The 13,980-nt window shown below is 51.6% G+C and carries 7 protein-coding genes and 1 pseudogene; 4 read left to right on the top strand and 4 right to left on the bottom strand.

What is annotated here, in order from left to right; genetic code table 11:
* Together L215_RS10340 and L215_RS10440 are read right to left on the bottom strand one after the other, a co-directional pair.
* On the bottom strand, positions 1 to 1,694 hold a 1,694-nt coding region (locus L215_RS10340; protein ID WP_407918620.1), incomplete at its 3' end, for an InlB B-repeat-containing protein.
* A gap of 90 nt (positions 1,695 to 1,784) precedes the next feature.
* Positions 1,785 to 3,341 (bottom strand): annotated as a pseudogene (locus L215_RS10440) (leucine-rich repeat domain-containing protein); the annotation flags it as partial.
* A gap of 1,013 nt (positions 3,342 to 4,354) precedes the next feature.
* Here L215_RS10440 and proS point away from each other — a divergent pair.
* From proS to L215_RS0107090, 3 genes are read left to right on the top strand one after another with little or no spacing between them, the layout of a single operon-like run.
* Entirely contained in the window at positions 4,355 to 5,839 is a 1,485-nt protein-coding gene (gene proS, locus L215_RS0107100; protein ID WP_027451552.1) for a proline--tRNA ligase, read from the top strand.
* A gap of 10 nt (positions 5,840 to 5,849) precedes the next feature.
* Positions 5,850 to 6,503: a 7-cyano-7-deazaguanine synthase QueC gene (gene queC, locus L215_RS0107095; protein WP_025882804.1), complete on the top strand. Its 654-nt coding sequence runs from the start codon at positions 5,850 to 5,852 to the stop codon at positions 6,501 to 6,503.
* Positions 6,504 to 6,511: 8 nt separating this feature from the next.
* The gene (locus L215_RS0107090; protein ID WP_027451551.1) at positions 6,512 to 7,867 is read left to right on the top strand and encodes an ATP-dependent DNA helicase; all 1,356 of its coding nucleotides are present in this window, start codon (positions 6,512 to 6,514) and stop codon (positions 7,865 to 7,867) included.
* 16 nt (positions 7,868 to 7,883) lie between these two features.
* On the opposite strand, the gene L215_RS0107085 is transcribed toward L215_RS0107090, so the two are convergent.
* Both L215_RS0107085 and glgP read right to left on the bottom strand, forming a co-directional pair.
* Entirely contained in the window at positions 7,884 to 9,377 is a 1,494-nt protein-coding gene (locus L215_RS0107085; protein ID WP_027451550.1) for a metallophosphoesterase family protein, read from the bottom strand.
* 245 nt (positions 9,378 to 9,622) lie between these two features.
* Positions 9,623 to 12,196 (bottom strand): alpha-glucan family phosphorylase, encoded by a 2,574-nt coding sequence (glgP, locus tag L215_RS0107080; RefSeq protein ID WP_027451549.1) that lies wholly within the window; start codon positions 12,194 to 12,196, stop codon positions 9,623 to 9,625.
* A 734-nt stretch (positions 12,197 to 12,930) separates the two neighbouring features.
* Between glgP and L215_RS0107075 the strand changes: the two genes are divergently transcribed.
* On the top strand, positions 12,931 to 13,953 hold the full coding sequence (locus L215_RS0107075) for a hypothetical protein (RefSeq protein WP_025882802.1): 1,023 nt from the start codon (positions 12,931 to 12,933) through the stop codon (positions 13,951 to 13,953).
* Positions 13,954 to 13,980 lie beyond the last annotated feature (27 nt).

The raw sequence follows: 13,980 nt of genomic DNA, 5'->3' as shown, positions 1-13,980 counted from the left end.
GCCTTGACGGTCAGGTTGTCCTTGACAACGATCTTCTTTGTAGCTGTGATGTCAGCACCATTAGCCGTAATAGATACGAGTTCATAGCCAGCAGCTGGGGTAGCGACAATCGTCAACTCCGTGCCATAAGCGACTGAGTTGAGGTTGGTGGCACCTGTCGCGGTGATCGTTCCCTCACCCTCCTTGGTCAGAGATACTGCGAAGCTCTTCTTCGTGAAGGTTGCCTTGATGGTTAGGTTGTCGGTCACGACTACCTTCTTCGTAGCGGTGATGTCAGCACCATTAGCCGTAATGGATACGAGTTCATAGCCAGCAACTGGGGTAGCGACAATCGTCAACTCCGTGCCGTAAGCCACAGCATTCAAACTGGTGGCACCTGTCGCGGTAATCGTACCCTCACCCTCCTTAGTTAGAGAGACTGCGAAGCTCTTCTTAGCAAAGGTTGCTTTGACGGTTAGGTTGTCCTTGACAACAATCTTCTTCGTAACTGTGATGTCTACACCACCAGCAACGAGAGATTGAAGTTCGTAACCCTTGGCAGGTGTAGCATTGATCGTCAACTCTGTGCCGTAAGCCACAGCATTGAGATCATCTGCACCCGTTGCGGAGATCGTACCATCGCCCTCCTTAGTTAGAGAGACGGCGAAGCTCTTCTTAGCAAAGGTCGCTTTGACGGTTAGGTTGTCCTTGACAACGATCTTCTTCGTAGCTGTGATGTCTACACCACCAGCAACGAGAGATTGAAGTTCGTAACCCTCGGCAGGTGTAGCGTTGATCGTCAACTTCGTACCGTAAGGCACAGCCTTCAGGTCATCTGCACCCGTAGCGGTGATTGTACCTTCACCCACCTTGTCGAAGGTGACGGCAAAGCTCTTCTTCGCAAAGGTTGCCTTGACTGTTACATTATCTTTGATTGTGACCTTCTTGGTAGCAGTGATGTTTACTCCGTCAACCACAATGGATGTCAACTCATAGCCCTCTGCAGGAGTCGCAATAATTGTCAACTCCGTACCATAAGGAACTTTCTTGAGATTGTCGGTACCCGTGGTAGAGAGCTCTCCTTCGCCAGCCTTCTCTAGTGTCACAGCAAATGTCTTCTTTGAGAAGGTCGCCTTAACCTCGACAGCCACCTTGACAGCCACCTTCTTGGAAGCTAGGATATCCGTGCCATTGGCAGTAAGCTCAGTTAGCTCGTAACCCTCGGCAGGCGTAGCAACAATCGTCAACTCGGTGCCGTAAGCCACAGCATCGAGATCATCTGCACCTGTAGCGGTGATCGTACCTTCGCCCTCCTTCGTCAGCGTAACGACAAAGTTTCTTGTCTTTTGGGTAAAGGTCGCTTTTACCTCAGTAGCTCCTTTGATAGTTACCTTTTTGGAGGCAAGGATATCTTGACCATTAGCGGTAAGAGCTGTTAGTTCGTACCCCTCAGCTGGCGTAGCTTCAATTGTTAATTCGGTGCCATAAGGTACAGCTCCAAGATCATCTGCACCCCTTGCTGTAATTGTACCTTCGCCCTCTTTAGTTGTTGTAACAGGGTAGCTCTTTTCAGCAAATACAGCCTTGATCGTCACATTCTCTTTGACCGTAATGCGCTTGGAGTCAATGATGTCTACGTTGTTAGCAGTGAGAGTTTTTAGCTCAGAGCCTGTAGCTGGTGTCGCAGTTATAGTTAATTCGGTTCCATATTCCACACTCTTTAGATTAGTAGCCCCAGATACTTGAATCTCTCCACGACCTGTAATCTCTTGAACAACAGCATAGGTTTCTGTAACCTTTGAAAAAACTGCTATAATGATAGTGGACTCAGTAATAGTAACTCTTTTGGACTCAAGTATGTCAACGCCATTTGAGGTTAGAGCCTCTAACTTGTACCCAATAGCAGGCTCAGCCACAATAGTTAGCTCTGCGCCGTGGGGAACAGCATCTAGATAAGGGTACCCTAAAACTGAAATAGAGCCTTCTCCTGTTTTCTTGACTTGTACAACATAAGGGTCTTCGCCACTTCCCTCATAAGAGCGCCATCCTTGGGCAGCGCCAGATTCCCAGGTAAGGTAAGTTGTGTAGTGCTCAGGTCGCCACCCTTTTGATTTGGCTAATGCAACATCTGACTTAAGGCAGACATTACCTTCTTTGGAAGACTTCTCGTCAACGACACGAAACTGCCCGTTCTGTTTCCCTTGACGACTTGGAAGACTGTTGACAAGCTCAAGCATTGCCTTACCTTTGATTTGGTTTTGCGAGCAGTCAAGTGCTGCTAAGTACTTACTATCGGATACCTCTAGACTTATTAGTCGATTGTCAGAGCAATCTATACTATTCAGAGAAGCAAGTCCTGAGAGGGAAAGCTGAGTCAATTCATTTCTGGAGGCATTAATAGCTTTCAAAGCTGAACATCCTGACAGCACCAACCTGTTTAGTTGGTTCTTAGAGCAATCTAGCTCATCAAGAGATGTACATCCACTAACATCTAAGAACTTTAACTTATTGGATGCGCAATTGAGGTTAGTCAAAGCTGTACATCCCACTAGTGTCAAAAGCGATAGCTGGTTGGAGCTACAGTTTAGGGTTTTTAGAGATATGCAGTTTGACACATCTAGACTCTTTAGCAACCCATTATTATTATAGGAAAAAGTCGTGAGACTCTCACACCCAGACAAGTCTAAAAACTCCACAGAACTATTGCCGTAAAATTCTACAAGAGACTTACATCCTGACAAGTTTAGCTTTTTCACCCCTATGGCTTTACAGTTGAATGAAGTAAAAGCGTCACAGCCTGACAAGTCTATATTGGTTAGGGGATTCGATTGATAGTCAATGTCAATTAGGGAGCTACAACCAGAAGCTTTCAAGTCTGCTATCTGGTTGTATGAACACTGGAGCGTTTTTAATGAACTACAACCCGACACGTCTAGGGACGTTAGCTGATTCCGTTGACAGTCAAGCGTTGTCATGGCACTACAGCCAGAGACGTTCAAGTGACTCAAAACACCAGTCTTTCCACTTTTACCTGCACATATAAGGGTCTTCAAAGCTCTATTTTGCGACACATCCAAGCTGATCAGTTGATTACTCCCGCAGTCGAGAGATGTCAGGACGGTACAGCCCGAGGCATCCAAGCTGGTCAGTTGATTGCCCTTGCAGTCAAGGGTCGTCAAAGCAGTACAACCAGATACATCCAAGCTGGTCAGTTGATTGCCCCAGCAGTCAAGGGTTGTCAAGGCGGTACAACCAGATACATCCAAGCTGGTCAGTTGATTGCCCCTGCAGTCAAGGGTCGTCAAGGCTGTGCAACCAAACACATCCAAGCTAGTCAGTTGATTAGCAGAGCAGTTAAGCATTGTCAAAGAGACGCAACCTGACAAGCCTAAGTTAGTTAGCTGATTACTAGAGCAATTAAGCTTAACTAAGGAAGTGCAACCAGTGAGATCCAACCTTGTCAACTGCTGTTTCGTATCTCCCGCAGCTGAGCAGTCAAGCTCAGCCAAGGAAGTGCAGCCTAATACATCTAAGCTTGTCAATCGATTGTCAGAGCAGTTAAGCTTCGTTAAAGAAGTACAGTCGGAAAACGCCAAGCTAGTCAATCTATTTCTAGAACAGTCTAGCTCAATCACATCTCCTCGAATGACTATGCTTCGATTCGTTGAGATTGTGTAGTTTTTGAAACCGTCCGACCTTGCACCCTCTTTGACACCATCTATTGTAACACTGCCATTTGCTTTGATATCTAGTGTGATTTTTTCTCCGACTTTTCTGGAGGTAGTCATGGTGATGACGCCTTCGGCGAGGAGGGAGGTGGAGGTGAGGAGCGTGGTGAGGAGGACGAAGAGCCAAATACGGAGTTGTTTGCTCATAGTGTAGCTAGAGATTAGAAGTTAGAGATTAGAGTTTAGAAGTGGGGGGGGAGCTGTGATGGCTCGGCCGTGCGAATTACATTTTCTGCGAAGTTATACCTTTATTTCGAATTGAGCAAGAGAGGGGGGAGAGGAGAGAGATTAGAGATTAGAGGTTAGAAATTAGAGGGGAGATCGGAGCTATCAGAGCTATCAGACGGGTAACGGTTGTGGGGAGGCACGAGACGGGTAACGGTTGTAGGGACGCACGGTCGTGCGTCCATTGTGTCAAAGGTTACAGCATCGTGATTTTAACGGGGACGGACGCACGACCGTGCGTCCCTACAAGTCGCTACACGTAGAGCTGTACGACAACGGGCGCACCGACGGTTTGCGTCCAACCGAGCGGCCCTACACAGGATTACTCGTAAGACTTGCGACATCTAGACAACCGTCTCAGATTGTGAATTCTAGCGAAAAGCGGTACCTTTGCTAGCAAATAAATCAGATAGACTAGCATCATGGCTAAAAAAGAGATCAAAGAACTCACACCACGTGACGAAAACTATTCACAGTGGTACCAAGATATCGTTGTCAAGGCCGGACTGGCGGAGAACTCCTCCGTGCGTGGCTGTATGGTCATCAAGCCCTACGGCTACGGCATCTGGGAGAAGATGCAGCAGGACCTCGATCGTCGATTTAAGGAGACGGGACATAGCAACGCTTACTTCCCACTATTTATTCCTAAGAGCTACCTCAGCCGCGAGGCAGAGCACGTGGAGGGCTTTGCTAAGGAGTGTGCCGTCGTGACGCACTACAGACTGCGTACCAACGAGGCGGGCGATGGCGTAGAGGTAGACCCCAATGCTAAGCTCGAGGAGGAACTAATCGTTCGTCCGACGAGTGAGACCATCATCTGGAGTACCTACAAAAACTGGATCCAGAGCTACCGTGACCTGCCACTGCTCTGTAATCAGTGGGCCAACGTGGTGCGCTGGGAGATGCGTACGCGTCTCTTCCTCCGCACGGCTGAGTTCCTCTGGCAGGAGGGTCACACGGCACATGCTACCCAAGAGGAGGCAATCGCTGAGGCACGCAAGATGATCGGTGTCTACGAGGACTTCGCCCGTGAAATGCTGGCACTGCCTGTCATCGTCGGAGTCAAGAGCGAGACCGAGCGCTTCGCCGGAGCTATCGACACCTACACCATCGAGGCTATGATGCAGGATGGCAAAGCTTTGCAGTCTGGTACTTCGCACTTCCTAGGGCAAAACTTCGCCAAGGCGTTTGACGTCACCTTCCTTGACAAGGAGGGCAATCGTGACTACGTCTGGGCTACCTCGTGGGGCGTATCCACACGCCTGGTCGGTGCACTCATCATGGCGCACAGCGACGACAACGGACTGGTGCTGCCTCCACGCATTGCGCCTATCCAGGTAGTCATCGTGCCGATCTACAAGAGCGAGGAGGAGCTGCAGCGCATCCACGAGACAGCCGACAAGATCGTCAGCGAGCTGCGTCAGCATGGCGTATCGGTTCAGATCGATGACAACGACAATAAGAAGCCCGGGTGGAAGTTTGCTGAGTATGAGATGAAGGGTGTCCCCGTACGGCTCGCTCTCGGTATGCGCGACCTGGAGCATGGTACCGTCGAGGTGGCTCGTCGTGACACGCTCACCAAGGAGACCATGCCTCTAGAGGGCATCTCCGCACACATTGAGCAGCTACTCGAGGATATCCAGAGCAACCTCTACAACCGCTCGCTTAAGTCGCTCAAGGAGCGCACCTACATCTGCGACAGCTACGATGAATTCAAGGAGCGCATCGAGGACGGCGGCTTCTTCCTCTGCCACTGGGACGGCACTGCCGAGACCGAGGCTCGTATCAAGGAGGAGACCAAAGCAACGATCCGCTGCATACCTCGTGACATTCCCTCGGAGCCTGGTCGCTGTATGGTGACTGGTCGCCCCTCTAAGTGTAGAGTCATCATCGCTCGTTCTTACTAAAACAACGATAATGCGCAATTCACTGATCGCACTCTCAGGCGGTGTGGATAGCACGACGCTCCTCTACGAATATCGTGAGGAGGTGGCTTGTGCCGTAGGCTTCGACTACGGCTCCAAGCACAATGCGCGTGAGCTAGCCGCTGCCAAAGCTATTTGCCATGAGCTAAAGATCCCTTACTTGATCATCCCGCTCGCCTTCATCGGGGAGTACTTTCGTAGTGACCTCCTTCTCTCGGGTGGCGAGATGCAGCTCGGGGACTATTCGGAGGAGAATATGAGCTCGACGGTGGTGCCCTTTCGCAATGGCATCATGCTGAGCGTCCTCGCAGGGTTGGCTGAGAGCCGAGACTTGCAGCAGGTACTCATAGCGAATCACTTTGGCGACCACGCCATCTACCCAGACTGTCGGGAGAGTTTTGTCAAGCCTATGGGCGAGGCGATCACGGCTGGCACCAGCAATGGGGTCAAGCTGGTGGCGCCCTACACGACCCTCACGAAAGCTGAGATCGTGGCGCGGGGCACTCGTCTTGGAGTGCCTTACGGCAAAACTTACAGTTGCTATCAGGGTGGCGAGCGCCACTGCGGACGCTGCGGCACTTGTCGGGAGCGGCACGATGCTTTTGTGGCAAACGGGCTGGAGGACCCGACGCTTTACGAGGAGTAGGTGGCGGTATGCTCGTTATCCCAGAAGCTTTCGATCAGAACAATGCCGAGCAGATGTCTGCCCTGCAATGTTTGGAGCAGACCTCTATGAGTCTCTTCCTGACAGGTAGCGCGGGAACTGGCAAATCCTACTTCCTGCAGCACTACTGCGAGGTGACTCATAAGAAGTTTGTCAAGCTGGCTCCGACGGGGCTAGCTGCGCTCAACATTCATGGGCAGACGATCCACAGCTTCTTCCGACTACCACTCGCTCCGCTGACAGATCCCAACCATACCTCCGCCATCACACGTCGCTACCGCAAAGACAAGCGGGAGCTCATCCGCCAGCTGGACCTGATCATCATTGACGAGATCTCGATGGTGCGATGCGACCTGCTTGACGCCATGGATCGTATCCTGCGCAGCGTGAGACATAGCAAGGTGCCCTTTGGGGGTGTGCAACTCCTCATGGTGGGGGACCCCTTTCAGCTACCACCCGTCACGACAACAGCCGATCAGGAGGAGATGCAGCGCGCTTATCCTGAGAGCGACGGCTTTTACTTCTTTGAGGCGCACTCCTACGCTGCACTGGCGCCTATCTCCATAGTCCTGCGGCGCATGTATCGTCAGAGCGATCAGCACTTCGTCTCTGCTCTTGAAGAGATCCGCCTAGGACGTGTCAGCGAGGACACGGTCGCCCTGCTCAACAGTCGCGTCTCCCCGCAGTGGCAGGAGGAGCTACTCCAGAGCGACCAGCATGCGGTGCTACTCTTCTCGCATAGGGCCAATGTGGAGGCGTACAACCAGTCTCGCTGTGCTCAGCTTGATGCCAAAGAGGTGACCATACGAGGCAAGCTAAAGGGCAAGATCCCGGCCTCTGCACTGCCTGTGCCCGAAGAGATATCGCTCAAGGTGGGCACTCAGGTGATGCTCGTGAGCAATCATCCCGACGGTGCGTGGGTCAACGGCACGACGGGCGTCATCACGAAGCTCGTCGGGGGCTCTGTCGGCGACATTACGGAGCCTTATGCCAAGGTGGAGACGCCCGATGGCGAGACTATCGTTGTCACGCCTCACACCTGGTCGCAGGTAGACTACGACTATGACGAGAAGAAGGGGGAGATCGTCGAGCGACAGACTGGCTCCTACACGCAGCTACCGCTCATCGTCGCTTACTCTATCACGGTGCACAAAGCGCAGGGGCAAACGTGCGATCAGATCGTGGTTGATCCGAGTCGCTTCTTCGCCCCTGGACAAGGGTACGTGGCACTCAGCCGCTGTCGCACGCTCGAAGGCTTGACGCTCACACAGCCACTCAAGCCACACAACCTACGCACCGCCCCTTCGGTACTACAGTTCTACCGAAAGATCATTTCGCACGTCTAAAGTCTAGCAAGCAATCCTAAGGCTTGCTCTTGGCAAGTCTTTGTCGGTCAAGACGAGCGGTGTGCTCGTAAGGCAGCGACACGTTATTGTCCGACTCAGAGGTGTCGTATAGAGCCGTTTCAAAGAGCTCTATCTGCTGAGTTAGCGATGGTAGCATTCCTTGGATCAACCCCTTCGTCTGATCAAAGAGATCACCCGGATACGGCTCCGTCATCCTTGCCGTGCTATCTGGATTGTGATGCAGGCCCTGCTCGTCGCCTTGCAGGTGATTCGCATAGATCTCCATAAATAGAGGCTTGAGAGCAGGTATTGCCTGATTGATCACTCCCTTATAAGGAGTTATAACCGAGGCACTATCCTGACTCTCTAGATGCTCCGTGAGGAAGCGTACCAAATCATTTATACCAAGCTCTAGGTGCTGATAAGCGTAGTCCTGCAAAGAGATCGTACCTTCTGAAGCTCTGTGAGAAGGCATCGCTAAGGCGATCTGACGAGATGATATACGTAACTCTGTCGGAGTGACCTCAACCAAACGATATGGACAGGGGTATGTGACTGTGGATCCAGTCTCTATGTCATGTATGACGCTCTGGTTGTAGCTCTTGGCTGCGATGTCCTGAGCATGAAAGTGTCCCGTAAAGACATACTGCAGGCCAGCCTCGGCGAGGCGCTCTGCGATGCGATCATAATCCTGTATCAGATACTCCTTAGCCAGTAGCGACTGCCCAGGGAAGTGCTCTACGATGCCATGATGCATCATCGCTATGACTTGCTTGCCCTGAGCATTGGCTTGTCGCACTTGATCTTCGATCCACTGGACACGTTCTTCATCAAGACGGCCAGCTGTCGTAGGATAGTTATTGGCAATATTGTCCTCGTACTGACAAGCATCGATGCCGATGACGCGAAGCCCTGGGAGTGGCTCTGACACGTAGCAGAGCGCTGGGCCTCGCGAGATGCTTGAAGACGAGTCATACCCATAAGGCGCCATAATCTGAACAAACTGCTCGGGAGTGACATGCTCCGTAGCAGTCGTATGATCCCCTAGGTAGATCTGAGCAAGGGGGTTGTTGACATCGTGATTACCAGGCACGACGAGTACCTTGATGCCAGCCTCTGTGAGTCGATCTAGCTGCTGCGTGAGGTAGTGATAGCTGGCCAGCTCACCATCCTTCGTTAGGTCTCCACAGATGAGAAAGAGATCAGGACGTATCTCTAGAGCTTCCTTGATTAACTGATCAAAGATCTGTACGCTCTCGAGGAGTAGCTTACGATCGCTACGTAATGTCTCCTCAAAGGCAGGGCCCTCCTGAACGACTAGCTCGGGAGCCATGATGTGCGGATCGCTACAGACGAGGAGGGTGTACTCCGACTTCGTGCTAAGCGGGGGACGCTCAGCCCGTCCCTCCAGAGGGAGAGCTAGCAAGATGATGGCACTGACGAGTAGCGTGGCGAGTAGCGTGGCGAGTAGCGTGACGAGTCGTGTGAGAGGTTGTGCTTTTTGTTTCATAGTCGATTACGATATATATTGCGTTTCCTAGATTGTCTACGCAAAGATATCGTCTGTCGATTGCCCTGTTGTTGTCTTTTTGCTACCAATAGGTTATCAAGCGAGGCTCAGAATAACAGCAGAGGACTCAACCGCTTCCATTCAGCGATTGAGCCCTCTCGTTATTTATTTCGCCCTAGTTGCTAACAGCCAACAGCCAAAGGCCAAAGGCCAAGAGCTAACAGCTAACAGCCAACAGCCAGCACTCAGAAAGAGATCCAGCGAACGTAAGCGAAGTCCATCAGATGAGGTAGCTCGGGCAGATAAGGACGCAGACGCACCGCTATCTGATACTTACCAGGCCGAGCCGACGGCACCGTTAGCTCATAGGTACGAATCGTCCCCATGCGTGGCATCACCTCGTGAAAGAGATCCTTGCCCACATACCTTACTTCGCCCGTCAGCTCGTTCCGCGTCGTGACAATCAGCTCGGCAACGATATCGGCCTCCACTTGTCCCGCATCGATCGTCACCTTAAAGGTCGGATCGCTAGGCTGGCCATCATAGTTTGGCTCTCGCATGACCCCCTCGAAGGTCGCCTCCTGGACAGTGATCGTATCCCAGGTGGCAGCGACCCGTTGCTTCCAAGCAACGATATCACGAGCCTGCTGGTAGCCCTGATGCTCTAGGAGCTCGGAGCGTACCGCCAGCTTATTGTAAAGGCGCTCGTAGTAGTCGTCCAGCATGCGGCGCATCGTAAAGTGTGGCGCTATGTAGAGCATCGAGCGCTTGATATAGTCTACCCAGCGATCCGAGCAACCAGCGAGCGTGTCGGTATAGTAAGCGGGTACGATCTCCTGCTCTATGAGCTGATAGATCGTCATCGCATCGAGCTGATCCTGCAGATGCTGATCGATGTAGGTAGACTCTGCCGAGAGTGCCCAGCCGGCGCCCTCCCTGTAGCCTTCGTACCACCAGCCGTCCAGTACGGAGAGGTTGAGTACCCCGTTCATCTCGGCCTTTTCGCCAGAAGTACCAGAGGCCTCCATGAGGCGCGTCGGATTGTTGAGCCATACATCGACTCCCGGGATAAGCGTCTTGGCAAGCTCTATGTCATAGTCGGGCAGGAAGATGATCTTACCGACAAACTGCGGCATACGGCTCACCTCTATGATGCGCTTGATGAGCGCCTGCCCACCGCCATCGGCAGGGTGCGCCTTGCCCGCAAAGATAAATCGGACAGGACGCTCTTTATTGTCCAGGATCTTTGCCAAAGTCTCTAGATCCTCAAAGAGCAGATGAGCACGCTTGTAAGTGGCGAAGCGGCGTGAGAAGCCTATGTAAAGGGCCCGCTCCTCTAGCTCATCGAGCGTTGCCTTAGCAAGCTGTGGTGGCAGTCCTATCTCTCCGTGGGTCTTTATGATCGTGCTCTGTATGTGCTGTATCAGTCGTCTCTTGAGTCGCTGGCGTATCTGACGTATCTCCTCACTCGGCACGCTCATGATCTTAGCCCACATCTCCTCTTGAGACTGATGGCTCAGATAGTCGGCTCCGAAGTGACGGACGAAGAACTGCTGCCACTCAGGCGCTGCCCAGGTAGGCAGGTGCACCCCATTCGTCACATAGGAGACGTGGCTCTCCTCGGGGAAGAAGCCCTCCCACACGGGAGCAAACATGCGCTTCGACACATCGCCATGGAGCTTGCTCACACCATTGGCCTCCTGCGAGGTATGCAGTGCTAGGACGCTCATGGAGAACTTACCTCCGCTCCCGTGGCTATCTTTGCCCAGCTGGATAAACTCATCCCGAGAGATGCCCAGACGACTATAGAAGGGCGTGAAGTAACGATCGATCAAGGCATCCTCAAAGTAGTCATGCCCTGCTGGTACAGGCGTATGCACCGTATAGAGCGAAGAGGCGCGTACCACCTCCAGCGCTACGTCACAGGGCAAGCCCCTATCCTCCACCAGATTGACCAGTCGCTCCACATTCATAAAGGCTGCATGTCCCTCATTCATATGGTACACATCGCACGTGATGCCGAGCTGCTTGAGCAGCATCGTACCACCGATGCCTAGGAGGTACTCCTGGCGGAGACGATTCTCCCAGTCGCCGCCATAGAGGCTGTGGGTGATGCTCTTCGCCAGATCCCCATTCTCAGGCACATCCGTGTCCAGCAGATAGAGCGACACGCGACCTACAGGCACGCGCCACACTTGACAAACGACCGGCAGTGAAGCCATCTCTAGATGTAGCGTCAGACGCTCACCTCGTTCGTTGAGTACGGGCTCAAGGGGCAGGTTGTGAAAGTTTTGCGGCACATAGTGCGCAACCTGATTACCACTCGGATCAAGGCTCTGCGTGAAGTAACCGTAACGGTAAAGGAGCCCCACAGCTGTCAATCGGACATTGCTGTCGCTCGCCTCCTTGACATAGTCACCCGCGAGGATGCCTAGTCCGCCCGAGTAAATGTGCAGCGTATTGCTAATGCCGTACTCCATGCAGAAGTAAGCGACCGAGGGACGCGTCTCATCGGGACGCTCCTGCAGATAGGTCTGCAGCTCATCGTACAGTGCCTGCACCTCTGCGAGGAAGTGCTGATCCTGACGGAGCTCCGCTATACGCTCCGCCCCTAGGAGGTGAAGCATCCAGCGAGGATTGCCATCAGTCTGCGCCCATAGCTCAGGGTCGATCGACTGAAAGAGTCGTATAGCACGTGGTTGCCAAGACCACCATAAGTTCATCGTCAAGTCCTTGAGCGATTGCAGCTCTGCGGGAAGGTTAGACTGGCTGTATATCTCTGTCCACTGTGGTGGATTACTCTTGTATTGTGGTATCATTTTGCGTCTGTTCTATAGATCTGTCTACCTAAAGACACTGCGAAGGTACGACTATTTCATTCAATGGCTGTTACGCCACGACCTCTAAAAGGTTTCCTCCCTTGGAAAACTATCTTTCCTCCCTTCAGGGCTGACGCATTATAATCAGCCGTCTAGAAGTGGCACATGACGATAACTAGGAAATAGGCATTTCGATTATCGCTACACAGTGTCTACGAGACCTCTCTGATTACACCTTTCTCCCGAAGAACGGAATTCCTACCTAGGAATTTGCCAAATAGCTACCTAGGAATTTGCCCAATTCCTACCTAGGGAATAAAAAATTCTTCGGAGGAATCAAATGAAACTTCGGAAGAATCAAAAAATAAGTCCGAAGAATTTGCCATTTCCTAGGTAGCAAATCAAAAATATCTACGGAGGAATTTGGGCAATTTCTAGGTAGGAAATGAGACGAGTGCGTTTTTATAATGCGTCACCCCTGTTCCTCCCTTAGAAAGTTTTTGGAAACATCTCACCGACGACACGTTCATTGATAGAGTTGCTGAAACTGAGGTCGGAATCAAACATTTGCATATTTAGTGGGAATAGTATAACTTGCAGTCGCGACTGCTACAAGCGACATCACTAGTACAGCTCATTACAACGATTTGCCTTGTGACATCACTCCCCTGCACGAGGTACGACCATCCAAATAAATGCTCTGAGAATCCACACCCTATAGCCCAATAACAATTATGAGACGTATCACCAATCTAATCACAGCTACATTAGTTGTCCTCATTTCTAGCCTTTGGGGCCTATCAGCTCAAGAGACGCCGCCCACCCCAAAGACGCATCCGACCATCCCCACCATACAGGCGGGAGCCAAGTGGATGGTCTACAAAGTCGTCTTCGGAAGATACTGCCAGACTAGTGAAAAGCCTGAACATTGGAACTATTGGAACTCTAGTACAGAGCGATACGCTCTGACGAAGCTAGAGACAATAGATGGTAAGACCTACTTTGTCTTAGGTGATAAGACCGACTACGGGTACAGCTACACCTACCTGAGAGAGGATCTAACGGGCGGAAAGATTTATGCGCGACACAAGAGTGGCGTCAATGGAGGGGCAAAAGATGAAACCCCAGAATATGTGCTCTGGGACTATAACCTCAAGGTAGGAGATCAGGTTACTCTTCACGACATTGATGGGTCGACAGCTCAGCGTGAGTCTACGAAAAGTCGCTATACACTAGTCGTTTCAGCTATTGAGACAAGACACCTGTATGATGCTGATCGCTTAGTCTATATTATGAAGGATATGACGGGCATCCCGCTACCAGCTAATGAAGTTTACTGGATAGAGGGCATCGGCTACTCCTTTGGCTTTTTATTTGCGGGTATTAGGACTGAAGAGAGTACCGGAGGCTATGGCTACGAGACACGCATACCCTTATGCTATACAGCGCCCAATGGTGATGTGTACCGCTTCCACCACTCAGGCATCTGTGAGGCTATCAATGGCTTTACCGGTAATAAGACGATTGAAGCGTCTAGGACGACACCTCTTGATCTGCAAATCTCTCGAAATCAGCTAGGACTGACCATACGTGTAGCTGATGGTAAGCATCACGATCTGACCATTTACCGTGCTGATGGCACGACAATCGTGGAGGCGACTTCCTTTGTCGAGAGCTATGATCTAGCCTTGCCAATGACATCTGGAGAGAAGATTCTCGTCGTAGTTGATGATGAGACTATTCCTTACGTCTTATAAGGTTCGCATCTTATAAGAGTCTATCCG

The organism is Porphyromonas uenonis DSM 23387 = JCM 13868 (assembly GCF_000482365.1).
Lineage (GTDB): Bacteria > Bacteroidota > Bacteroidia > Bacteroidales > Porphyromonadaceae > Porphyromonas > Porphyromonas uenonis.
The sequence above is the reverse complement of the archived record's forward strand: the minus strand, read 5'-3'. Positions and strand labels throughout refer to the sequence as shown.

Excerpts from the sequence above, each read along its gene's own strand:
- proS (WP_027451552.1), top strand. The coding sequence starts at position 4,355 with ATGGCTAAAAAAGAGATCAAAGAACTCACACCACGTGACGAAAACTAT.
- queC (WP_025882804.1), top strand. The coding sequence starts at position 5,850 with ATGCGCAATTCACTGATCGCACTCTCAGGCGGTGTGGATAGCACGACG.
- L215_RS0107090 (WP_027451551.1), top strand. The coding sequence starts at position 6,512 with ATGCTCGTTATCCCAGAAGCTTTCGATCAGAACAATGCCGAGCAGATG.
- L215_RS0107085 (WP_027451550.1), bottom strand. The coding sequence starts at position 9,377 with ATGAAACAAAAAGCACAACCTCTCACACGACTCGTCACGCTACTCGCC.
- glgP (WP_027451549.1), bottom strand. The coding sequence starts at position 12,196 with ATGATACCACAATACAAGAGTAATCCACCACAGTGGACAGAGATATAC.
- L215_RS0107075 (WP_025882802.1), top strand. The coding sequence starts at position 12,931 with ATGAGACGTATCACCAATCTAATCACAGCTACATTAGTTGTCCTCATT.